The 22,430-nt window shown below is 46.6% G+C and carries 26 protein-coding genes and 1 other RNA gene; 14 read left to right on the top strand and 13 right to left on the bottom strand.

Annotated elements, in window-relative coordinates; genetic code table 11:
* The first annotated feature begins 2 nt into the window (after nt 1-2).
* Both GCU39_RS15795 and GCU39_RS15790 read left to right on the top strand, forming a co-directional pair.
* Entirely contained in the window at nt 3-620 is a 618-nt protein-coding gene (locus GCU39_RS15795) for a KinB-signaling pathway activation protein (RefSeq protein WP_152394397.1), read from the top strand.
* Nucleotides 621-775: 155 nt separating this feature from the next.
* Nucleotides 776-2,707, top strand: coding sequence for an ABC-F family ATP-binding cassette domain-containing protein (locus GCU39_RS15790; RefSeq protein WP_152394396.1), 1,932 nt, complete (start codon nt 776-778; stop codon nt 2,705-2,707).
* 158 nt (nt 2,708-2,865) lie between these two features.
* Here the strand turns inward: GCU39_RS15790 and GCU39_RS15785 are convergent, their stop codons facing one another.
* The 6 genes from GCU39_RS15785 to GCU39_RS15760 all read right to left on the bottom strand — a co-directional run bounded on the left by GCU39_RS15785 (nt 2,866) and on the right by GCU39_RS15760 (nt 7,578).
* Nucleotides 2,866-3,645 (bottom strand): hypothetical protein, encoded by a 780-nt coding sequence (locus GCU39_RS15785; protein ID WP_152394395.1) that lies wholly within the window; start codon nt 3,643-3,645, stop codon nt 2,866-2,868.
* A 35-nt stretch (nt 3,646-3,680) separates the two neighbouring features.
* Nucleotides 3,681-4,724, bottom strand: coding sequence for a M42 family metallopeptidase (locus GCU39_RS15780; RefSeq protein WP_152394394.1), 1,044 nt, complete (start codon nt 4,722-4,724; stop codon nt 3,681-3,683).
* Complete coding sequence (locus tag GCU39_RS15775; RefSeq protein WP_152394393.1) at nt 4,708-5,055, bottom strand: LapA family protein; 348 nt, start codon at nt 5,053-5,055, stop codon at nt 4,708-4,710. Before GCU39_RS15775 ends, GCU39_RS15780 begins: the two co-directional genes overlap by 17 nt.
* Nucleotides 5,056-5,156: 101 nt before the next feature.
* A complete protein-coding gene (gene pepF, locus GCU39_RS15770) occupies nt 5,157-6,950 on the bottom strand; it encodes an oligoendopeptidase F (RefSeq protein WP_152394392.1) in 1,794 nt (597 codons plus the stop codon).
* Nucleotides 6,951-7,133: 183 nt separating this feature from the next.
* Nucleotides 7,134-7,316 (bottom strand): hypothetical protein, encoded by a 183-nt coding sequence (locus GCU39_RS15765; RefSeq protein ID WP_152397269.1) that lies wholly within the window; start codon nt 7,314-7,316, stop codon nt 7,134-7,136.
* A 28-nt stretch (nt 7,317-7,344) separates the two neighbouring features.
* A complete protein-coding gene (locus tag GCU39_RS15760; RefSeq protein ID WP_152394391.1) occupies nt 7,345-7,578 on the bottom strand; it encodes a hypothetical protein in 234 nt (77 codons plus the stop codon).
* 189 nt (nt 7,579-7,767) lie between these two features.
* On the opposite strand from GCU39_RS15760, the gene GCU39_RS15755 reads away from it, so the two are divergent.
* Nucleotides 7,768-8,472, top strand: a complete 705-nt coding sequence (locus GCU39_RS15755; protein WP_152394390.1) for a class I SAM-dependent methyltransferase — start codon at nt 7,768-7,770, stop codon at nt 8,470-8,472.
* Between the two features lie 69 nt (nt 8,473-8,541).
* The gene (locus tag GCU39_RS15750; protein ID WP_018755821.1) at nt 8,542-8,739 is read left to right on the top strand and encodes a cold shock domain-containing protein; all 198 of its coding nucleotides are present in this window, start codon (nt 8,542-8,544) and stop codon (nt 8,737-8,739) included.
* Between the two features lie 133 nt (nt 8,740-8,872).
* On the opposite strand, the gene GCU39_RS15745 is transcribed toward GCU39_RS15750, so the two are convergent.
* Nucleotides 8,873-9,520 (bottom strand): nitroreductase family protein, encoded by a 648-nt coding sequence (locus GCU39_RS15745; protein WP_152394389.1) that lies wholly within the window; start codon nt 9,518-9,520, stop codon nt 8,873-8,875.
* 85 nt (nt 9,521-9,605) lie between these two features.
* Nucleotides 9,606-10,772, bottom strand: coding sequence for an MFS transporter (locus GCU39_RS15740; RefSeq protein ID WP_152394388.1), 1,167 nt, complete (start codon nt 10,770-10,772; stop codon nt 9,606-9,608).
* Between the two features lie 162 nt (nt 10,773-10,934).
* On the opposite strand from GCU39_RS15740, the gene GCU39_RS15735 reads away from it, so the two are divergent.
* The 4 genes from GCU39_RS15735 to GCU39_RS15720 all read left to right on the top strand — a co-directional run bounded on the left by GCU39_RS15735 (nt 10,935) and on the right by GCU39_RS15720 (nt 13,814).
* On the top strand, nt 10,935-11,249 hold the full coding sequence (locus GCU39_RS15735; protein WP_152394387.1) for a hypothetical protein: 315 nt from the start codon (nt 10,935-10,937) through the stop codon (nt 11,247-11,249).
* An 85-nt stretch (nt 11,250-11,334) separates the two neighbouring features.
* Nucleotides 11,335-12,417 (top strand): tetraprenyl-beta-curcumene synthase family protein, encoded by a 1,083-nt coding sequence (locus GCU39_RS15730; protein WP_227793220.1) that lies wholly within the window; start codon nt 11,335-11,337, stop codon nt 12,415-12,417.
* A gap of 38 nt (nt 12,418-12,455) precedes the next feature.
* Nucleotides 12,456-13,424, top strand: coding sequence for a 6-phosphofructokinase (pfkA, locus tag GCU39_RS15725; RefSeq protein ID WP_152394385.1), 969 nt, complete (start codon nt 12,456-12,458; stop codon nt 13,422-13,424).
* A gap of 180 nt (nt 13,425-13,604) precedes the next feature.
* On the top strand, nt 13,605-13,814 hold the full coding sequence (locus tag GCU39_RS15720; RefSeq protein ID WP_152394384.1) for a DUF3906 family protein: 210 nt from the start codon (nt 13,605-13,607) through the stop codon (nt 13,812-13,814).
* 81 nt (nt 13,815-13,895) lie between these two features.
* Here the strand turns inward: GCU39_RS15720 and GCU39_RS15715 are convergent, their stop codons facing one another.
* The 3 genes from GCU39_RS15715 to GCU39_RS15705 all read right to left on the bottom strand — a co-directional run bounded on the left by GCU39_RS15715 (nt 13,896) and on the right by GCU39_RS15705 (nt 16,379).
* The gene (locus GCU39_RS15715; RefSeq protein ID WP_152394383.1) at nt 13,896-15,062 is read right to left on the bottom strand and encodes a putative glycoside hydrolase; all 1,167 of its coding nucleotides are present in this window, start codon (nt 15,060-15,062) and stop codon (nt 13,896-13,898) included.
* Between the two features lie 140 nt (nt 15,063-15,202).
* Entirely contained in the window at nt 15,203-15,391 is a 189-nt protein-coding gene (locus GCU39_RS15710) for a hypothetical protein (protein ID WP_152394382.1), read from the bottom strand.
* Between the two features lie 163 nt (nt 15,392-15,554).
* Nucleotides 15,555-16,379, bottom strand: a complete 825-nt coding sequence (locus tag GCU39_RS15705; protein ID WP_227793219.1) for a YitT family protein — start codon at nt 16,377-16,379, stop codon at nt 15,555-15,557.
* Between the two features lie 262 nt (nt 16,380-16,641).
* On the opposite strand from GCU39_RS15705, the gene GCU39_RS15700 reads away from it, so the two are divergent.
* Entirely contained in the window at nt 16,642-18,291 is a 1,650-nt protein-coding gene (locus GCU39_RS15700) for a degradosome RNA helicase CshA (RefSeq protein WP_152394381.1), read from the top strand.
* A gap of 112 nt (nt 18,292-18,403) precedes the next feature.
* Here GCU39_RS15700 and GCU39_RS32015 read toward each other — a convergent pair whose 3' ends face one another.
* On the bottom strand, nt 18,404-18,493 hold the full coding sequence (locus GCU39_RS32015) for a YjcZ family sporulation protein (protein WP_407671546.1): 90 nt from the start codon (nt 18,491-18,493) through the stop codon (nt 18,404-18,406).
* A gap of 181 nt (nt 18,494-18,674) precedes the next feature.
* Between GCU39_RS32015 and GCU39_RS15690 the strand changes: the two genes are divergently transcribed.
* The 3 genes from GCU39_RS15690 to GCU39_RS15680 all read left to right on the top strand — a co-directional run bounded on the left by GCU39_RS15690 (nt 18,675) and on the right by GCU39_RS15680 (nt 20,082).
* A complete protein-coding gene (locus tag GCU39_RS15690; RefSeq protein ID WP_152394379.1) occupies nt 18,675-19,451 on the top strand; it encodes a YesL family protein in 777 nt (258 codons plus the stop codon).
* Nucleotides 19,452-19,486: 35 nt separating this feature from the next.
* Nucleotides 19,487-19,667, top strand: a non-coding RNA gene (ssrS, locus tag GCU39_RS15685) — 6S RNA.
* 22 nt (nt 19,668-19,689) lie between these two features.
* Nucleotides 19,690-20,082: a DUF1499 domain-containing protein gene (locus GCU39_RS15680; protein ID WP_152394378.1), complete on the top strand. Its 393-nt coding sequence runs from the start codon at nt 19,690-19,692 to the stop codon at nt 20,080-20,082.
* Between the two features lie 101 nt (nt 20,083-20,183).
* On the opposite strand, the gene tpx is transcribed toward GCU39_RS15680, so the two are convergent.
* Nucleotides 20,184-20,696 (bottom strand): thiol peroxidase, encoded by a 513-nt coding sequence (tpx, locus tag GCU39_RS15675; protein ID WP_152394377.1) that lies wholly within the window; start codon nt 20,694-20,696, stop codon nt 20,184-20,186.
* 101 nt (nt 20,697-20,797) lie between these two features.
* Here tpx and GCU39_RS15670 point away from each other — a divergent pair, with 101 nt between their 5' ends.
* Entirely contained in the window at nt 20,798-21,397 is a 600-nt protein-coding gene (locus GCU39_RS15670) for a rhomboid family intramembrane serine protease (protein WP_152394376.1), read from the top strand.
* Nucleotides 21,398-21,479: 82 nt separating this feature from the next.
* On the top strand, nt 21,480-22,391 hold the full coding sequence (locus GCU39_RS15665; protein WP_152394375.1) for a glutamate biosynthesis transcriptional regulator GltC: 912 nt from the start codon (nt 21,480-21,482) through the stop codon (nt 22,389-22,391).
* The last annotated feature ends 39 nt before the right edge of the window (nt 22,392-22,430 follow it).

The raw sequence follows: 22,430 nt of genomic DNA, 5'->3' as shown, positions 1-22,430 counted from the left end.
GCATGATTAAGAGAATCTTCTACTTATGCTGGACAACGACGCTTATTGGCGTGTTGACCGGTATCACAACATGGGGAGTGCTCAGATATTTGGATCCAGGGTTTATCTTTATTGACGACGAGTTTAGCGGATATGAATTATCTTCGCTATTGCTCGGGATCTTCTCGATTGCGTTCACGAGTATTATTGGGTTTATCGCCTTCGTATTCGGAAGGTATTATATTCTCGGGATCTTGAAGAATCGCATGAACGTCTGGATTGGGATCCAAGTATTCTTTATACTGCTCACCCTGTTTGATTTATTCTTTATTCGGTTCAAGAAGTTCGCCGGTGAGGGTGACCATGCGTTCGGGTATCTTGGATTGCCGCTGCTTATTCTTGCTGTTGGTGTGATCATTACGATCTGGAAAGTAAAACTGACGAACAAGCATGCGATCGTGCCGACCATGTTCTTCATGATTGTAATTACGGTGCTGGAGCTGCTGCCGTCGCTATCGGTTAATCGGATGGAGTATATCCTCTACATGCTGATCCCGCTCGTGGTATGCAATAGCTGGCAGATCCTATCGCTTCATAAACTTACGGGACCACAAAAGAAGACAACAACCGTTGCGTCATAGGCAAGGAATAAAGTCTCGACGAGCACGATCGTGCTGTGTCGGGACTTTATTATGTTTATGGAAGAAAACATGGTATGGAGGCCATTACTTCTTCATGGGCGTGATTTTGTGGTAGAATACATAGGTACAGAATACGGATAAAGTAGGGACGAGGCATGAATATACTAACGATTGAGAATATATCGAAAAGCTACGGGGAAAAAGTGTTGTTCAAAGACGTGTCCTTCGGCATTTCGGAAGGGGAAAAGATCGGCATCATTGGCGTAAACGGCACAGGAAAGTCGACGTTCCTCAAAGTGATCGCAGGCTTGGAACAACCGGATTCAGGTCAGATCGCCATCGGGAATCGGGTGCGCATTCAATATTTAGCACAGAATCCTGCATTTGACCCGGATGCGACGGTGCTTGAGCAAGTATTCCGCGGGGATTCGCCGGAGATGAAGACCGTATGGTCCTATACCGAGACGATGCAGCAGGTGGAGCTCGCGCCAAACGATGAGGCATTGCAGCAGAAGCTGATTCATTGGAGTCACGAGATGGACCGACTGAATGTATGGCAGCTCGAGAGCGAAGCGAAGATGGTGTTGTCCAAGCTTGGCATCACCGCTTTCGATGCGAAGGTAGGTACCTTATCCGGTGGCCAACGCAAGCGGGTCGCCATGGCGGCGGCATTGATTCAGCCTTGCGATCTATTAATTCTAGATGAGCCGACGAACCATATAGATCATGCTTCAGTGATTTGGTTAGAACAGTATTTGCAGAAGCGCAGAGGGGCTTTGCTCATGATTACCCATGATCGGTATTTCTTAGATCGGGTGGTTGGCCGGATGCTCGAGCTGGATCATGGGCAGCTCTACAGCTATGAAGCGAACTATTCCAGGTTCCTGGAGCTCAAGGCCGAGCGGGAAGAGCGGGAACTCGCATCCGAGCAGAAGCGCCAGAATCTGCTTCGCAATGAGCTGGCATGGATCCGTCGCGGAGCGAAGGCGCGGACAACGAAGCAGAAGGCGCGGATCGATCGCTTCGAGAAGCTGCAGGAGCTAGAGGGGCCTAAACAGAACAGTAAGGTAGATGTCTCCGTGGCATCGTCTCGATTAGGGAAGAAAATTCTCGAAATCGAGCATTTATCGAAACAAATCGAAGGCAAGCAATTGATTCGTGATTTTGAGTATATTGCGGTTCGAGAGGATCGAGTGGGGATTATTGGTCCGAACGGCAGCGGGAAATCGACCTTGCTGAATATGATCGCCGGCCGAATTACGCCCGATGAAGGCAGCATCGTGATGGGGCCGACGGTGAAGCTCGGTTACTTCTCACAAGAGAATCAAGAAATGAATGAATCGATGCGTGTCATTGAATATATTAAGGAGATCGCCGAGGTTGTTCAGACGGCAGACGGCAGTTCGATTACAGCTGCTCAAATGCTGGAGCGATTCCTCTTTACGCCAACCATGCAATGGACACCGATCGCCAAGCTATCTGGTGGCGAGAAGCGCAGGCTGTACCTTCTCAGCGTGCTCATGAGTGCTCCGAATGTATTGCTGCTGGATGAGCCGACGAATGATCTGGATATTCAGACCTTGACTGTCCTGGAGGATTATTTGGACGATTTCTCCGGTGTCGTCTTTGTCGTATCTCATGATCGCTTCTTCCTCGATCGGACGGTCGAGAAGATCATTGCCTTCGAAGGTGATGGGAAGATTCGTCATCATGTCGGCAATTTCACCGAATACGAAGAATATATGGCCAAGTATGGTGAGAGTCCGAGTGCTAGTAGCGGCGGCAGCGGCAACGGAAATTCAGGGACGCGTGAGCAAACGAGCGAACCGAAGCGTGAGAAGCAAGAACGCTTGAAATTCAGCTACAAAGAGCAGAAGGAATATGATGAGATCGACGGTGTCATTGAGAAGACGGAGCAGAAGCTTGCGACGGTCGCAAAGCAGATGGAAGAGGCCTTCAGTGACTCCGCTCGCCTGCAGGAGCTTTTAGAGGAGCAGCGGAAGCTTGAAGAACAGCTTGAGGAGCTCATGGAGCGTTGGACCTACTTGAACGAACTAGCGGATAAAATAGCACAGAGCAAGTCCTAAGGACTTGCTCTGTTTTTTGAACACATCAGAAAGTATAAGTTTTTGAACTGCTAGAACCTAAACTTTCTGATTGGCGATAAACCCCCATCTGATCGCAGTCGCTCATCTTCGAAAGGTTTCGGTAGAGGTTTTCTCAATAGGAGTCTTTAGCCACGCTATTATTCAATGCTTATCATCTGGAGCACTTTGCGTTCATCCCCCGCAAGCTTAGCTTGTTTCGAAGCAAGCTGAGACGAGCCATCCCCGTCTAGGAAGATGCCCTCCTTGAATTGTCCTGGAGCAATCTGTTCCTGAATCGCTTGACGGAGTTGTTCCGCCGTGCAGGGCACTTCGGTAACGATGAGATATAACTGATTCATCTTGTCATAGACAAGTCCACTCCGTAGTCTGGCTTCATGGGCAGCAGGGAGCGCCTGATAATAGATCAGAAGGCCCCAAATATAATCGTTGGCCAGATTCATACTGACGCCGCCCTGTGCCCAATATTGGCTGCGGTCAAAAACATCCAGCTCATCTGCGGATTTAACTGATTGGACGGAGAACTGCTTCAGATAGCCGTCCCAGATCAAGGTGCCGCGATCATATTTCGTATTATACCAACCTGAACCATAAGCGCGAGGTTTGTCCTTCACAGGAAGATGATTTTGCACAGCGATAGACAAGATGTCTTGTCCATAGAAGAAGCCGCCGTTGATCCCGATATGATCCGTTTCGGTTACATTGCTGTCTATCGCTTTTAACTGAATATGATCAGGTGTCGTACGAAGCACATGCAAGGATATCCCGTTCGTTGCGGTCACTTGACTGTACGTGTAATTAGCTTTCGACAGGACGAAGTAATAGAGATTCATCGCTAGAATCAGTATGCATGCCAGGATGAACAGGATCGTGCGAACACGGATCTTGCTCCACTGGAACCGTTTCATAGGGAATTGCACCCGGACACCTCCTGAAGACTTCTACGCCCGCAATCTTATTCCGTCTCGGTTACATAAGCCGCAAGCAATTTGGCTGTATTCATGACGGCTTGAATATGCGTGCGTTCCATACCATGGGAGGCATGAACACCAGGCCCGATGAGCGCAGCCTTAATGTTATTGCCGCCGCGAAGCGCTGCAGATGCATCTGAGCCGTAATAAGGGTAAATATCAACGACGTGCTGGATCTGCTCGCGTTCAGCAAGCCGGATAAATTTGCTCGTCATGCCGTAATCATAAGGGCCGGAGGAGTCTTTGGCACAGATCGATACATCAAGCTCGGTGCATGCAAGATCGTCTCCCATTGCACCCATATCGACCGCAATCAATTCATCGATTTCCGCCGGAATATAGGAACCGCCGTGTCCAATTTCTTCATAATTGGTAATGATCAATTTCAAATTATAAGCAGGCGTCCAGCGGTCGCGGTGGATGGATTCCAGAATGCCGAACAGTGCAGCGACGCTTGCTTTGTCATCCAAATGGCGAGATTTCACATAGCCGTTATCGAGGATGACCGCGCGAGGATCGAACGAGATGTAATCGCCTGTCCGAATGCCGAGATTCAGGACGTCTTCCTTGGTATGGACGAGTTCATCGATTCGCACTTCCATGTTCGCTTCGTCACGTTTGAAGTCACGCGCATCACTGTAGACGTGAACCGATGGATGGGTTGTTAGGATTGTTCCGCTATAGATCCGTCCGTCGCGCGTATGGATGGTGCAGTACTCATTCTCAATCGCGTTCATCATATAACCGCCGACTGGCGTAATGCGGAGTGTTCCACGCGCATTGATGGAACGAACCATAGCGCCGAGCGTATCGACATGGGCGGTCAGCCCGATGGTTCGGGATGGATCATTCCCAGGAACGCTAATGATTCCGCAGCCTTTCTTCGTGCGTTCAAATTCGAAGCCAAGCGCCCGCGCTTCAGCCTCGATGCGTGCCATAATATGGTGCGTGTAGCCCGTTGGACTCGGTGTATTTAGAATTTCTTCAAGAAAATCAAGGACATAGTCTTGGTTAAAGGGTAGGTTCATGATTCGATTTCTCCTCGTCTGGGTTAGATGGATGTGCAGATGATAACGCATCTGGTGATTCTGGATATGTATAGCCGGTTGCATCAATAACATGCTGCAATTCTGCTTTGGTCGCCTTTAGCTTGCGCTGTAGTCGGTATTGCAGATAGATCCCGTAGGAACCGACGATGAGACCGCCTAGTAAAGTACATCCCAAGATGAGCAGAATCAGCGGGACTTGAACGACACCGAATAATAAATTCACTTGGACGGGATCTACATTAATGACAGCAAAGATCGCTGTAATAAGTGCAAATACGAGTCCCAGTATTAATGACCATTGAATCTTCATATGAATCCTCCTAAGCATCAGCGTACCTTATAGTATAAAATCCCTTGCCGCAACGGGCAAGGGATTTTGTTCCAATAGAGTTAATTCGTTTTCGGGTCCAATTAGCTCGTGAGCTTCTCCATATCTTCGATCAATTGCTTGAACACATCCATCGCTTCTCGAATTGGCTGCGGCGAGGACATATCAACCCCAGCGCGCTTCAGAATATTGATGGAATAGTCACTGCCGCCGCTCTTCAGGAAGCCAAGATAGCGTTCAACGGCAGGTGCGCCTTCATCAAGGATCTGTTTCGCAAAGCTTGTTGCGGCAGAGAAGCCTGTCGCGTATTTATAGACGTAGAAGCTGGTGTAGAAATGAGGGATACGTGCCCACTCCATCTCAATATCTTTATCGACAACCATGCCTTTACCATAATACTGCAGGTTCAGATCGTAATAAATCTTGGAGAGTTCCTGCGGTGTTAACGCATCGCCTTGCTCCGCACGCTCGTGAATGATTTTCTCGAACTCCGCGAACATCGTCTGACGGAAGACGGTCGTACGGAATTGATCCGCATAATACGTAAGCAGGTACATTTTCATCTTGGGATCGTTCTCGGCCTTCTTCAGCATGTAGTTCATAAGCAAGGCTTCGTTCAAGGTAGAAGCAACCTCAGCCAAGAAGATCGTATATTGCGCATCGCGATATTCCAAGTTCGTATCGGAATAGAAAGAGTGCAGCGCATGACCCATTTCGTGGGCTAACGTAAACATGCTGTTGAGATTGTCTTTGTGGTTCAAGAGCACATAAGGGTGCGTACCGTAAGCGCCCCAGCTGTATGCGCCGCTGCGTTTGCCTTCATTCTCGTGGACATCGATCCAGCCATCGTTGAATCCATGCTGCAGATTGTTCAGATAATCATCGCCTAATGGCTTTAAGCTTTCCTTGACCATTTCTTTGGCTTGTTCGTAGGTAATATCCATTTTGAACTCTTCGACCAGCGGTGCGAATAAATCATACATATGAAGTTCATCGACTTTCAGCAATTTCTTGCGCAGCTCCATATAGCGGTGCATGAGCGGCAAATGCTCATGGATGGTATCGATGAGATTCGTATACACTTCTTTTGGTATGTTATCACCATAGAGCGACATCTCCAGGACGGATGGATACTTCCGAGCACGTGCGTAGAAGACGTTCTTGCTGACATTGGCATTCAGTGTGGCTGCAATCGTATTTTTTTGCTTGCCATACGTCTCGTAGACCGCTTTGAACGCATTTCTGCGCACCTCTGCATTATCGCTCTCGAGGAACTGGATGTAACTGCCGTGGGTTAATTCACGTTCCACGCCTTTCTCATCCTTGATCTTCGGGAACTTCATATCCGCGTTATTGATCATGCCGTAAATTGTATTCGGTGCTTGCGAAATATTGCCGACTTGTGCGAGCAAGGCTTCCTCTGCTTTGGAGAGAACATGTGCCTTCTGCCGTTTCATTTCTGTGAGTGTAAATTTATATTTGCTGAGATCGGCATTATTAATGAGAAGATCGAGCTGCTCATCAGACAATGATAATATTTCCGGGGTAATAAATGATAGTGCCTCACCGACATCAACGCTAAGTTTCTTGGATTTTTCGGATAATGCTTGGTATGTAGGTTCAGCGGTATCTTCATGATGATGCATGTTCGCATACACATAGAGCCGCTCTGTATGTAGTGAAATCTCGTCTTCTAAGTCGAAGCAACCTTTGACTGCGGTGGCATCCGTTAATTTGCCCTGATAGGAGGATGCTTTGCCGAGCTGTTCTTTCACGAGCTTGTATTCTTGATCCCAAGCCTCTTGTGAAGCGAATAAATCTTCTAACTTCCATTGATCTTCTTTGGGTACATCCTGACGCTTAACGACTTGACTCATTGGAATCCTCCTCGGTTTGATAGAATGGGCGGGCTCAGCAGGAGTGCTGGCCGCGATGGGGATGACAGTCTGTTGCAAGAGACATGTAATGAATAAAAGACAAATTCCTCGTCTCACAAGATCACTCCTGCGCCGTAAAATTTGTCCATAGTATGACCCTGATGCCTGTCGATTATCAATGTTTTAAGCTGAACCTAGATAGAATGCACTGTACACGATTAAGAAAAATGCAAATGCCACGAGAAGAATCGTAATGATAGCCATGACCCGACGCAGCGGCGCAGGAATTGAATCTTTCTTCATAATAAGGATGGCACCCAGCGAGAAGGCTAGAATGATAAAGATGAGAATACTTGTTGAGTCTATGGGGATCACCTCATTTCACAAGCTTAGCTTAGACTTGTCTAAAGTTCGCCATCATGTCATTCCACTCTTCCAAGTTGTCCATATATTCGGATTTGGGAAAACGGTTGTTCACCCAGTTCATGAGGGCAGGACGGCTTAAGAACGTATGCGTTTCTTCGCCCCATTGGTCCGAAATTTCGCGAAGGACAATATACTTGCCTTGGACCTCTACTGTAATCATATTCCACTTGTCTTTTTTGTATATTACATGTTTTTTGATCATGAATAAGCTCCGTTCTTCTGGTAAGTTCTTGTTACGGTGTTTTGTGTAAAATGATAACGTACAGCGCGATATAAAGCAAATGGTAAGTCAAATTTCATCTTGCTCTATTTGGTTGATGATGGTAATTTAGATCCAAGCCAAATGCGGCTGATGAGATGAGTTGAGATGAGTCTGAGGAGAGTGGATGAGATGAGTATTTATCCAGCTTATGAACAGCAAGGGGTAGCCATGACATGTCGTTCGTATGAAGAGTATGTGCGCATGTTCGCTCTGACGGAGCCGGAGCTTGGACAAGGAAGTATTCTGGATGTTGCGGGCGGTGCCTCGTCTTTCACCGCGGAAGCGAATGCCAGAGGGTATAAGACGATCGCTGCAGACCCGCTATTTCATTATGATGCGGAGTATTTGATGCGATATGCAGCAGAAGAGATTGAGACCTCGACCGCGAAGCTGACGAGAATTCAGGAATCCTTCGATTGGAGCTTCTATGGACACCCAGACCAGCACCGCGAAAGACGAATAAAATCAGCGGAGCAATTCATTGCCGATTATCGAAGCAATCCGTTACATTATACCTTTGCGAAATTGCCCGAACTTCCTTTTGAGGACGATTCCTTTCAGCATGTGTTGTGCAGTCATTTTCTTTTCTTATATGCAGATCAATTCGATCAAGCGTTCCACTTGGCAGCCATTCATGAATTATTGCGTGTCTGTGCGAAAGGAGGCAGGGTGCTAATCTATCCGTTGAAATCACTTCAGTGGGCCGATTATCCCGCGATGAAATCCTTCATTCAGTCACTTAGGCAAGAGGGTCACGCCGTGTCCTTCCAAACCAGCCAATTGCCTTTCATACCGGGCTCATCCGAGTTTCTTGAGATCAAAAAGTTTCGTTGAACATTTCCAAAATTTCGGATATAATATAAATAATCGCCATTAAAGGCGGCATATTAGGAGGTTGTTCATTTGAAAGGAACAGTTAAATGGTTTAACGCAGAGAAGGGCTACGGTTTTATTCAAGTGGAAGGCGGCGACGATGTATTCGTTCATTTCTCCGCGATCCAAGGCGAAGGTTTCAAGACTCTAGAAGAAGGCCAATCGGTTGAATTTGAGATTACCCAAGGCAACCGCGGTCCACAAGCGGCTAGCGTAACGAAATTATAATTTATTATTGATTATACATTGCGCCATGCATGTGCATCACACAGATTTCAGTTCATTCTGGGATCTGTTTTTTTGTGCTTGCTACAAAATAAGACCCCTGCGATCAGACGATAACAGGGGTCTTCCCATTGATTTATTCGATGATACGTAAAATGTCTTGTACGTCTTTCCGCGGCAGCTTGCTAGGTTGATCAGCTGGATAGCCAAGTGAGATGACCATGTTGACTTGACGGTCGTCTGGAATCTCGAGCAATTCCTTAAGCTGGTGTTCCGCGAGCAGGACAGGCCCTGTCATCGGACATGTCGCAAGCCCTTTGGCATGCGCTGCGAGCATTAGGTTCTGCGTCGCTAGGCAGCTGCTCTTAATGCCTTCTTCTGCCCATACGTTCTCCGAAGCAAGTTCAATCGGGTCGAAGATTTTCTCACGGAATTTCGAGTTGTATGGCGTTGCGAGGCAGATGATCAAGACAGGCGCATTGGAGAACGCTGTTGCATAAGGTCCGAAAGACTTCACGAGCAAGCGCGCCTCGCGGCTCAACCCTTTCGTCTCCGATACGGCAGCAAGGGCATGCAGTTGATCCCATGTGATCTGCTCAATTTGTTTGATCAGGTCTCTATTCGTAATGGCGATGAACTCCCAAGTCTGTGAATTCGTATCACTTGGAGCATAACGCGCACAATCAATGAGATCTTCGATATCTGCAATCGCGACTGATTGATCGGTGTAATTACGGACGCTTCGACGTCCATGAATAATTGCTTTGAGTTGTTCGAAATCCATGATATTCCCCGCCTTTATTACTTGGTCCTAAATCCTTTTATCATTATAGCCCGATGATTGGAAAAAGCAAGGAATTTCGCATCGATTATTGATCTCTTGCGACCAAATAACGCGTCATAAAGCCAATGGCGCCGATAAATGCGAGACTAGCTCCGGTCATGTATAACGTTTCTTTGCTCATATCGAGCAGAGTTCCGCCAACGGATCCACTGATTAGCCCTGCGATGGAGGACCAAATGATCGTGAAGAACGCAAGGCCTGTCGCACGAAATTCCTCCGGAATAATGTTCGTCACATAGCGCACGGCTGTGAAGAAGTAGATCCCAAAGGTGATGCTGTGCATAAGCTGTATAACAATGACCCATGCCGGATCGGTCACGAAGCTCATGAGCAAGAAGCGAACAGCGTACATGAAGCTTGCGATCGACAAGAGCGGAAGTTCCTTGAATCTCGAGCCGTATTTGCTTAGCAAGAAGAAGACGGGAATCTCGCTGAGCGATGATGCGGATAAGGCCCAGCCGATGATCGTCTCATCGGCACCCATGCCCCGCAAGACAGGAGAGATGAACGCATCATTGAAGCGGTGTGACACCGCGACCATGAGCAGTAATAGGAAGAACCATACGACTTCGCGCTGCTTCAGAATATCTAGCAACCCTCCAAGCTCCATTTTCTTGGCGGCAGCCCCTTGCTGGTCTGTTGCGAAGCAAGCGATGAGCAGGGAACATCCGGTCAAGAGAAGGCATACCCATAATGTAATATGAGCGCCGGTCTGCTTCAGGATGAAGCCAAGCACGAGGGATGCAATCGCAAACCCGAATGAGCCATAAATCCGAATACTCATGAAATTTTTTCCGCGCTTCTGCATCGTCATGATTGCCCATGTATCCGCTAAGGGGTTGATTGGAGAATAAAAGAAATTAAATACGAACATCAGGATGCAAATCACGGCAAATGAGGTAGACTGCGTTAACAGAAGGACCATAAATAGTTGCCCAACAAGCAGAATCAACATAATTTTCTTAATGGTACGGAATTTATCGCTGGCGATTCCCCAGATCAAGTTCGAGAATATCGAGATTAAGGGTCCAATAGAATAAATAAAGCCGATCTGAACATTTGAAAATCCAATGCCGCTGAAATAGAGCGGGAAAAAGGCTGTGATGAGCGACGTGGTCGTATAGAGTGAGAATACGAACATTCGCAGCCAATGAAAATCTTGCATCCGAGGGGATCCGGTTGGTCTGAACATGCTGAGAACTCCAATCTAGAATGGGTATCGAAATAACTATAAGTATAGCACCAGCGGTAGGGTTCTGGAATGCTCTTTTGCAACTGTGCTGAATATTATAGATTTCCGTGGTGGCGAGTGGTACATTTACTATTAGACTCTTTTTTCATGGAGGAGATAGAGATGGAGAATGTCTTTCAATTTGATGAGCGGTTAGGTATCCATGTGCCTGCACTTGCTCTGGCGTGGGAACAATACAGTGTATCTGAGCGAGAAGCGATCCTGGTTCACTGGGAATGGATCCGTGGGAAGATCCCGAATCGGATTATCGAGCGGGAGCGTATCATTAATCGTAAGCAGTCACAATTATTTGAAGAAGAAAATTTCGAGATCAGCTGCCAGCTGAATTCGGAGATCGCAGAGCTTGCGAGTCAAATAAATGATCTGCATTTATGGTATCGCACGAATCAAGAGGTCCGAACAAGAAGGCACGCGTAGTGCAGCGGTTTGTGCATTATGCTTGATCGTACTATAATAGGAATGATTCACATGAAAATGAATGCATTTTTGGAGGCACCCCGTATTGAGTCTAACACAGCAGCGACAATTCACCGCACCACTTAATCCAATACAGCTGATGATCCGCGTGTATCGTGTTATTTTGCCAGGCGTTAAGCAGTCCCTTGGTTATTGGCAGGAGCAAGCGGAGTCGATTACTGATGAAGAGCTTCGTAGACAAGCGCTTGCGAGCATTGCGACCAAGCAGTTCCATTGTCAAGGTGGAGCGGTGTACGCAGCCCTGGATATATCGCAAAAAGATGTACTGATCCCACTTATTGTGGCGTTTCAGACGATCAGCGATTACTTGGATAATCTGTGTGATCGCAGCACCTCGATGGATCCTGTTGATTTTCGGCAGCTTCATCAGTCGATGTTAGATGCGATTAACCCCGAAGCTTCTCTTCAAAATTATTACGAACACCATCCGGAGCACGAAGACGATGGCTACCTGCATGATCTCGTATCAACTTGCCAACACTGCATCAGGCAGCTTCCTTCGTATGGCAAAGTCATGCCTTATCTCGAGGAATTGGTGGGCCTTTATGTTGATTTGCAAGTGTACAAGCATATACGTCACGATCTTAGAGAATCAGAGTTAACCACTTGGTGGGAGAAGCATCGGAATAAATCTCCTCATTTATATTGGAATGAATTCGCTGCGGCGACGGGCTCGACGTTAGGTGTATTCATGTTGTTCGCTGCGGCGACTAGAGCAGATCTTACTGTGCGTGAAGCGAGTGATATTCGAAGAGCTTATTTCCCGCATGTATGCGGCTTGCATATTTTGCTCGATTACTTAATTGATCAAGAAGAGGATCGTTTGGGTGGGGATTTGAACTTCTGCAACTACTACGATGAGCAGGAGACCTTATATGAACGGATGGTTATGGTCGTCGAAGGGGCAAGAGAAGATGTAAAACACTTGCCTGATTCGCAGTTCCATCGTATGGTGATAGAGGGATTGCTTGCGTTATATTTATCAGACCCGAAGGTGTCGAGTCAGCAGCATGTGAAATCCGTCTCCAAACGGCTTATGCGGAAAAGCCCGTTAACACGGTTATTTTTCTGGGTGAACAGTCTTTGGATACGTAAACATAAATCATAGATAGAGACAAGATGGATTTTCTAAGGAGGATAAGGATTATGTCAGCAGTTAAAAAAATTGCAGTTCTTACTAGTGGGGGAGATTCTCAAGGGATGAACGCGGCTGTTCGTGCAGTCGTGCGCAGCGCGTTGTACTACGGTATCGAAGTGTTCGGTATTCAACGCGGTTACCAAGGATTATTGAACAAAGAGATCCGTTCGATGGATTTGCGCAGTGTGGGTGACATTATCCAACGCGGTGGAACGATCCTTCAATCGGCTCGTTGCAAAGAGTTCATGACGGCTGAAGGCCAACAAAAAGGTGCGGATATTCTTCGTGAATATGGCATCGACGGCTTAGTCGTGATCGGTGGAGACGGATCATACCAAGGCGCGAACAAACTTAGCAAATTAGGGATTAAAACGATGTGCTTACCAGGCACTATTGATAATGATATTGCATTTACAGACTTCACCATCGGATTCGATACAGCCGTAGGGATTGTTGTAGATGCTGTAAATAAGCTGCGCGATACAATGAGCTCGCATGAGCGTTCTTCGATCGTTGAGGTCATGGGACGTCATTGCGGAGATATCGCGTTGTATGCTGGGCTTGCAAGCGGCGCTGAGACGATTCTGGTCCCTGAAGTACCATTCAGCATTGATGATGTTGCGAACCGTATGAAAGACAACTTCGAACATGGCAAACGCCACAGTATCGTCATTGTAGCGGAAGGTGTTGGACGCGGTGAAGATATCGCGAAAGGCATTACGGAACGTGTTGACGTGGATGCGCGTGTAACGGTTCTTGGCCATATTCAACGGGGCGGCTGCCCAACACATAATGACCGTGTGCTAGGAAGCCGTCTTGGCGATTATGCGGTACGTATGTTGATGGAAGGCGAGTCCGGCAAATCCTGCGGCGTCATCAAAGGCGAATTGGTTATGACGGATATTGATACGGTTGTAAATACGAAGAAAGCATTCGATATGGAATTGTACGAGCTTGCGCTTCGTCTTTCGAAATAATATGAAGTAATAAGTAAGAGAGGCTGTTCTGATGTCATTCGGAGAATGACAGAGGGGCAGTCTTTTTTGTATGGGCAGATTAAAAAATTTATACAAGCTTTTTGGGAGGTTTTTCAATATAATGAATATAATCCTCATCGGGATAATAAGGATAGGGAGTAGGAAGGGGTATTTTGTCAGATGTACTTGTATCGAATTGAAATTGAGTTGGCAGATCAGCTTGTCTATCTCATTGTCGTCGCAGAGACGGATGAGAAAGCATTTTCTTATGTTGATTCACACATGGATCGCCATTTCTTATCCTCACCAGCACAGATTGAGGTTAGTATTCTAGAGAAGAAAAGATTGGATAAGGGCGCAGGTTACGTCATCGAGACGCATCATAAGTAAGCTGATACGTAGAGAGCCCCGCATACCAGCTGAACGCATAGGGTATACAGGGCTTCACATGGGTATCTTTAAGTTGTCATATTAATACTTCACATCACCGGTATAACGATTGCCTGCATTCCAGAGGAGGAATTCATCGATACCGGTATCCTTCAAGGCGCGAATTTGTTCTTCGACTTCATGCTTGCCATATTTCGTGTAATGGCCTTTGCCCAGCCAGCTTGCTGTGAAGTCTTGGATCCACGGACGGATGATCGGTTTCTTCTCAGCGAGAGGGGCGAGCTTCTTGTGTGTATCCTCCATGGAGCCTTTGATTGTGCGATAAGGCTCGAGATCAGGATTCTTCGCGCCGAACCAACCTGTCGTGTAGTGGCTTGGATAGACCATCGGGCAGATGACGTCCACATGCTCGGATATTTTCACGAAATCTTGTCCGATGCCTTCCGCAGCAGGAACAGATGCCGCATAACCGAAGATATCTACGGATACGCGCACACCAAGTGGGGCGAGCTGCTGCTTCGCATAATCGACGAAATCGGCAACGATCTGCACACGAGATTTATCATTGGTTGTGTATGTAAGTGATTTGGCTTTGTTCTCGAAGCCTTCCGGGAACCGGACATAGTCAAATTGGATTTCACGGAATCCGAGCTTTACGGCTTCCTTCGCGAGTTCGATGTTATAGTCCCAGACTTCTTGTCTGTAAGGGTTGACGAAGCTGTCTTTTTTTCCATTTGCCCATACGGAACCATCGGATTTAACGAATGAGAGCTCTGGATGCTTCTTCGCGAGGACGGTGTCTTTGAAGACAACGATCCGTGCGATAGGATACACCTGATGTTCCTTAAGTGTCTCCATGAACCCATGAATATCTTTGATGAAGGGTTTCGGGGAGCCGAGCTGCGCTAACTTCGCATTGTCCGTCTTATAGGTGATATATCCAGAGTCATCTTTAATGTCAACGACCATCGCGTTAAGCTCCGTCGAGTCAATCAATTGCAGCAATGAATTTAGGCGTTCGCCGCCAGCGCTGTATGCGGTTGCATAGACGCCTTTGACTTTAGGTGCATTCTGCTGTGGATCCAGGGAAGCCAAGGGATTTGACACTTGTCCGCTTGGATAGGCTTCAGCATACATAGATTGCAGTGCAGCTTGCAGCATAGGTGATTTGCTAGAGTCTTGGTGCGGTTGTGACGGGGGGCTAAATGTGCTCAGGGCCATGAGCAATAAGGACCATAGGATGTTCATGAAAGGGACACTCTCCTCTTAGACGCTATTACACTATAACTAGATTATAGCGAAAAAGAGAGATTCGTTATAGGGTAGGATGGAGGATTTTGTAGAAAAAACTCCCCTGCCGACGTGAGACACACCGACAGGGGAGCTGCTTAATGAATATAACCATTTTTTTGATTATCACAGATGCTGTAATGAATAATCTCCATTGCATCTCCCGGGCCTAAGATGTTCATACCGTCCCGTAGTACGATGTTGCGATCCAGCTCGTTCTGACGAAGGAACGGAATCAGATCAGGGTACCATTTTAACACAATCTCGGACAGTTTTACCGTTTCCATTTCCACAGCGATCACCCTTTCATCGAAATCATGATTACGAGTTCGGAAAAGCTGTACATCGTGAAACAAAGGGTAAAAACCTTGAAAACTATGCCAAATGATGATTTCCATTTCAAATCCAATTTTCATTATAACACATGTTTCCGAGAAAAAGTAGCGACACTTATGGTTTTCGTTTGCGGAAAGCGCCCATTACACCAACCGTCTCGACGATATTCACGAAAGCCTTCTTATCGACGGATTTGATGATGTTCTGCAGCTCAGCTAGTTCATATCGCGTCGTTACGGTCATGAGCATATCTTTCTCGACTTCGGAATAAGCGCCTCTCGTCTTGATGACGGTGACACCGCGCGGCAGGCCCAGCAGCTTTTCCAGCATCAACTCGGTCTCATTCGTTATAATGAAGGCTGTAACTTTAATATGGCTTATATGGATCACATCCATTACTTTTCCCGTAATAAAGACGGAGAGCATGGAGTACAAGGCCAGATCCCAGTTATCCTTCATGTAACCGAGGGCGATAATGATAAATCCGTTCAGTCCGACGATCATCATCCCAAGTTGAATGTCGCGGTATCTGGAAATAATGGAAGCAACGATATCAAACCCGCCGGAGGAACCGCCCATTCGGAGGGAAATGCCAGCGCCAAATCCGATGAGACAACCGCCGAACACGGCACCTAAGATGGGGGTGTCATTGAATTGATATACCGGTAATATTTGCATGAACCAGGTGACCGCTATAACGGACACCATACTATTGAAGATAAACCGCTTCCCGAGAATGAACCATCCTGCAATGAGAATCGGAGCGTTGAAGATCAAATATAAGATCCCGATATTCCAATTGGTAAAATAACCTGTTATCATCGCGAGTCCGCTCAAGCCGGTACTCAAAATTTGGTGGGGTATAATGAACATATTCGACCCAACCGCTATAAAAAATGCTCCAATGATCATGGAAGCGATTTCCCATACTCTTTTCAAGTGATATTCACCTCATATGTAGTAATTTGCTAAGTTAGTCGCTGGTATTCTCCATCTAATTTGTGATATAATATATTAGATGTTCTTGAGTAGGGATTATTTTCCAACTGTGACGATGTTTGCAGTTGGATTTGTGCATTATATATGCATAAGAATTGAAATACAGGGGATCGCATACAAAATGTTTTTCGCTACTTAAGGATACAGTTTAGGATGGGGAATGTCCACTACCCCCCAAGATAAAGAAGGAGTATGAACTATATTGACGAACTTTACAGATTTTGGCTTGGACGCGAAGCTGCTTCAGGCAATTACGGAACTTGGATTTGAAGAATCCACACCGATCCAATCGAAATCCATTCCGTTTGCAATGGAAGGAAAAGACTTAATTGGACAGGCACAGACAGGTACAGGTAAGACGGCAGCATTTGGTATTCCACTCATCAACAAAATTCCAGTGACAGAAGATCGCATCGTTGCGTTGATCATGACACCCACACGCGAATTAGCGATTCAAGTATCGGAAGAGATTGCGAAGCTTGCGCGTTTCAAAGGTACTCGCTCCCTACCAATTTACGGTGGACAAGATATCGTTCGCCAAATCCGCGCATTGAAGAAAAAGCCTCAAATCATTATCGGTACACCAGGACGTTTGCTCGACCATATCAATCGTAAGACGATTAAGCTTGATGATGTACAGACCGTGATCTTGGATGAAGCAGATGAAATGCTCGACATGGGGTTTATGGAAGATATTCAATCGATCTTGAAGCTCGTTCCGGATGAACGTCAGACGATGTTGTTCTCGGCGACAATGCCTCCGAACATCCAGAAGCTTGCGCAGCAATTCCTGAAGAACCCAGAGCATGTATCGGTTATTCCTAAGCAAGTCAGCGCTCCGCTTATCGACCAAGCTTATATCGAAGTCCATGAGCGTCAGAAGTTCGAAGCGCTTAGCCGTTTGCTCGATATGGAATCACCAGAGCTTGCGATTGTATTCGGACGTACGAAGCGTCGTGTTGATGAATTGTCCGAAGCGTTGCAGAAGCGTGGTTACTCGGCAGATGGGCTTCATGGTGACTTGTCCCAGAACCAACGCGATACGGTAATGCGTAAATTCCGTGACGGCAGCATTGATGTGCTCGTGGCAACAGACGTTGCAGCGCGTGGACTTGATGTTAGCGGCGTAAGCCACGTTGTGAACTTTGACCTTCCGCAAGATCCTGAGAGCTATGTACACCGTATTGGACGTACAGGCCGTGCAGGTAAAGAAGGTACAGCATGGTCCTTCGTAACACCTCGTGAGATCGATCACTTGCACTTCATCGAGAAAGTGACAAGACATCGCATTCCGAAGAAGCCATTGCCAAGTCTTGCTGAAGCGATCGAAGGTAAACAACGCATTACAGCTGAACGTATTCTTGAAATCGTTCAGAATGAAGATTACAACGAGTTCAAAGCGATCTCGATTCAGTTGCTTGAACAATATGATTCCGTACAATTGCTATCGGCGGCTATTAAATTGCTCACAGGTGAGAAAAAAGATGCTGTGATTGAATTAACGCCAGAGGAGCCGATCCGCGCAAAACGTCGTAAACCAGACATCCGTACAAGCGGACGCAGACCGTCTGGCTATGGCTTCAACCGTCAAGGTGGCGGCAATAGAGAAGGTTCTTCGTACCGTCGTGACGGAGGCCGTGATGGCGGTCGTGATGGTAACCGTTCTGGCGGTTATTCCAAAGGCGGATATGGCAGCCGTGATGGCGGCTATTCCCGTGGTGGAGAAGGCAATGGTTACCGCGGTGGTGACCGTAAGCCACGCACAGGCAGCGAAGGCGAACGCAGACCGCGTACGAACAATGGCGAAGGTCGCAGACCGTCGAACCGTTCGGAGAGCACGAGCGACGTATAGAATGATGCAAAAGACGAAGCGTAGGCTTCGTCTTTTTTTTGAATATAAGAAAGTTAAAGATATGTTACTGTTCTTATATTTCTTGCCTGTACGCCATAGATTTACATCGTTCTTAGATGAAAGCTCGGCTAACAATGACGAGCAGAATGAACAGAACCAAAATTGAACCTACAGATGTAAAACCAAAACCGCCGCAGCCCATACTGTAACCTCCTTTTAAAATCATAATGATGGGGGATTACTGTATATCCTATGGCAATTAGGTGCCAGCCGTTTAGACCACTACCCAAGCCCATGTAAAATAGGCGGTAGCAAATAGTAGGCCATTTGTATTATAGTTATACATATACAAGCATTGATGATTTGCTGAGGAGGTAATTTGTTTGGAATTTAAAGGCGTTATGGGAGGATTATATCGGATCTCGGAATGGATTATGCGCTTATCGGCCATCAATCTACTGTGGATCTTGTGTTCGTCCCCTTTCTTGTTCTTCGCGTTTACGAAATTGTTAGTGGTTCAACAAAACCTAGTGAATGAGTCGATTACAATGAACTGGGCGATGGGGATTGTAGCTCCATTTACGTTCTTCCCTGCAACCGCAGCGATGTTCACTGTCGCACGCAAATGGGTGATGGGCGAGACGGATGTTAAGCTGTTCTCGACATTCTTCAAAGGGTACAAGCAGAACTATGTGCAAGCAATGATCGGTGGGATCTTCTACACCTTACTCGCTGTCATTATGTATGTTGATTTGCAAGTGTATATGACCCAATTGAAAGGCTTCCAATTCGTTGGGATCGTCATGGTCGTATTGCTAATCGTCTTGCTGATCTCGATGTTCAATTTCTTCTCGATGATCGTGCACTATCATATGAAAACGCTACAACTGCTTAAGAATGCTGTTCTGCTGACGGTCATCCGTCCAATTCGTTCCATTACAACTGTACTTGGCGCAGGGATTCTTGGATACTTCAGCTTGAAATATCCGTTCCTGATCATCTTCTTTACCGGAAGTATCGTTGCAACGTTCGCATTCTATAACTTCCATTTGATTTACTTGAAGATGCAGCAGCAGATGGAGAAGGATGCACTGGAGAAGGCTGAGAAGGAAGAGGCTGAAGCGGAAGCTGCGTTAAGCGAGGACAAGCCGGCCACTTAGTTTACTTTTGGACTGCAAGGTACTATAATAGGTGTTACATCCTGCGGTGTTCGTTCGATTTCACGTTGTTTTGAACCAATAACGGTTTCTAGGGAGTTCAAATCGAGTTGCGGCTGACATGCCCTTCACTGGGACTTCAAAGGCAGCTCTGCGGACACCCACCTGCGAGAGTAGGTTCAGAAGCATAAGAAATCGAACGGCATTTGCGGGTTTGTGTACATATAAGGGAGGAAGTTCGTTGTCACTCAAAAGAGCTCTAATCGGCATCTTGCGCAGTTATGAAGCAACTGGCGATCGTGCCAAAGACCCTAAATTGAAATCGCACTATTATAACTTATCCAAAGATCGTGCATGGGAGGAAGTTGTATCCACACTGAAGAAAATTCCAGGGTACAAGCTGCTTCACGAAGTGCATTCTGTTGGTGAAATAACGCTGGAGAAAAGAACGGTTACGGGCAGAACGATGGACATTACCGTGTCTGTTATTTCTGTAGGACCAACGAAATCTGCAGTCGATATTTTCTCGGCATCGCGCGGCGGTATGGGGGATCTCGGATCCAATTATCGTGTCATCATGGAGTTGTTCGCGATTCTTGATAAGAAGTTATCATCTTATAAAACGACAAGCTAATGACGTTTCAGGCTCGGCCTGAATCTTATATAGGAATAGACAAAAAAGCGAGGAAGGGGAACCTTCGCTCGCTTTTTACGTACTACGTATTATCGCTCTTTTTACAGAAGCGCTTGAACCGCTGCGATCGCATTTTCATAGTTCGGATGCTCAGTCATTTCGCCAAGCACTTCTACATATGTAATGGTGTCATTCGCATCGATAACGAATACAGCACGCATATCCAAGCGGAATTCTTTGATCAATACGCCGTAAGCTTCACCGAAGCTGTTGGATTTGTAGTCAGACAATGTAATAACTTTGTCGATACCTGCAGCGCCGCACCAACGAGCTTGTGCGAACGGAAGGTCAGCACTGACCGTAAGGATAGTAACATTGTCGCCAAGTTTGCTCGCTTCTTCATTGAAACGACGCGTCTGAGCATCGCATACACCTGTATCAAGGGAAGGAACAACGCTGATCAGCTTGATTTTGCCTGCATAATCTTGAAGTGATACTTCTTCGAGTAGGTTCTTACTCAATGTGAAGTTAGGAGCTTTGTCGCCTGCTTTAAGTTCTGGACCGATAAGTGTAATCGGGTTTCCTTTGAATGCTACTGTACGTTCTTGTGCCATGGATTTTGCCTCCTTTAGATATCTTCCAAAATTTATTATAGATGTTTTGAGTCGAAATTGTCTAATTGTTTTACAATATATTTAGGGAATGGTGATGAAACATGATTTTTATTCGTTATGAGAATTTCAAGAGTTATTTGCGGTTCTACCCCGTAACATCGGTGCTGCTGCTCGCCAATATTGCGGTATTCATCCTGATGGCATTTGATGGCGGATCTACGAATGCCATGACGTTGCTGAAATATGGAGCGATGCTGAATGATTCACATTATGCTACGGAATATTGGCGTTATTTCACGGCGATGTTCGTTCATATTGGCTTCGACCATTTATTGTTTAATATGTTTGCGTTATTCGTATTCGCTCCGCCGCTCGAACGGTTGCTTGGTTCATGGCAATATGCGTTGTTCTACCTCTTCAGCGGCCTGTTAGGCAATGTAATCAGCGATATGATGGCGAATGGTCCAACGTTGTCTGCAGGCGCCTCAGGCGCGATTTACGGGATTTATGGCGCGTATCTGTTTATTGTCCTGCTGCAGCGTTCGCTTTTGGATCCTCAGTCCAGGCAGACGGTCTATATGCTGCTCGTGATGGGGATCGTCTATTCCGTCATGGTGGCGAGTGTGAATTTGTGGGCGCATCTTGGCGGGCTTGTCGCTGGATTTGTCCTCTACGGCTTCATCCGCAAGCTAAGGCTGTGAAGACGATTACATTTTTTCATTGAAAGCACATGGGCGGCATGGTACAGTAGCTGTATCGACGCCAAGAACGGAGTGTACATCAGTGGAATTAAGGCAGTTGTATTATTTTGTGAAAGTAGCAAAGAAAGAACACGTCACTCAAGCGGCAGAAGAGCTGCATGTGGCGCAATCGGCGGTCAGCCGGCAGATTCATCAGTTAGAGGAGGAGCTTGGCGTAAAGTTATTTATACAGAAGGGGCGTAATCTTCAGTTAACCCCAGTCGGTCAACTTCTGTATAAACGGGTAGAAGCGGTACTGCGCTCGTTAGAGCGAACCGTTCAGGAAGTTCATGAGTTCCATGACCCGAATTGCGGAGAAGTCCGTCTGGGATTTCCGCATAGCTTGGGTATTCATCTCATACCGGAAGTTGTCTCTGAATTTCGAAAGATTCATCCGAATGTGAAATTTCGTCTGAAGCAGGGGAATTACGCATCGCTGATCAAGGATGTCAGTTCAGGAGACACGGATCTGGCCTTCATTTCTCCCTTTCCAGATGAGTCAGAACAGGTTACAGGTCAAATTGTGTTGATGGAGGAATTGTCGGCTATCGTGCCGCCCAATCATCCGCTTGCGGGTGAAGAATCCATTGTATTAGAACAGTTAAAAGACGAGATGTTCGTATTGTTTAGCCAAGGCTACTCCTTGCGGCCGATTGTATGGGATGCTTGCGAGCAGGCTGGGTTCTCGCCGAAGATTAGCTTCGAAGGGGAAGAGACAGATACGATCCGTGGGCTTGTTGCGGCGGGGATGGGCGTGAGTTTGCTTCCGGACATGGCCTTGTTTCAGACACAGAAGCTGGAACCGGCAAGAGTACGCATTCGGGAGCCGAAGGTTGTGCGTCCTATTGGCCTCATCCGTCGAATTGATGATAAATTATCACCCGTAGCGGCAGTGTTCTACGCCTTTTTGATACAATTCTTCGAAAATAAAGAGAACTCCCATTCCGTTCATTAAGGCGGATGGGAGTTTTCTCTATGCCTGCAAAAAAACTTC

The sequence above is a fragment of the Paenibacillus guangzhouensis genome (assembly GCF_009363075.1).
In the GTDB taxonomy this organism is placed as follows: Bacteria; Bacillota; Bacilli; order Paenibacillales; family Paenibacillaceae; genus Paenibacillus_K; species Paenibacillus_K guangzhouensis.
The sequence above is the reverse complement of the archived record's forward strand: the minus strand, read 5'-3'. Positions and strand labels throughout refer to the sequence as shown.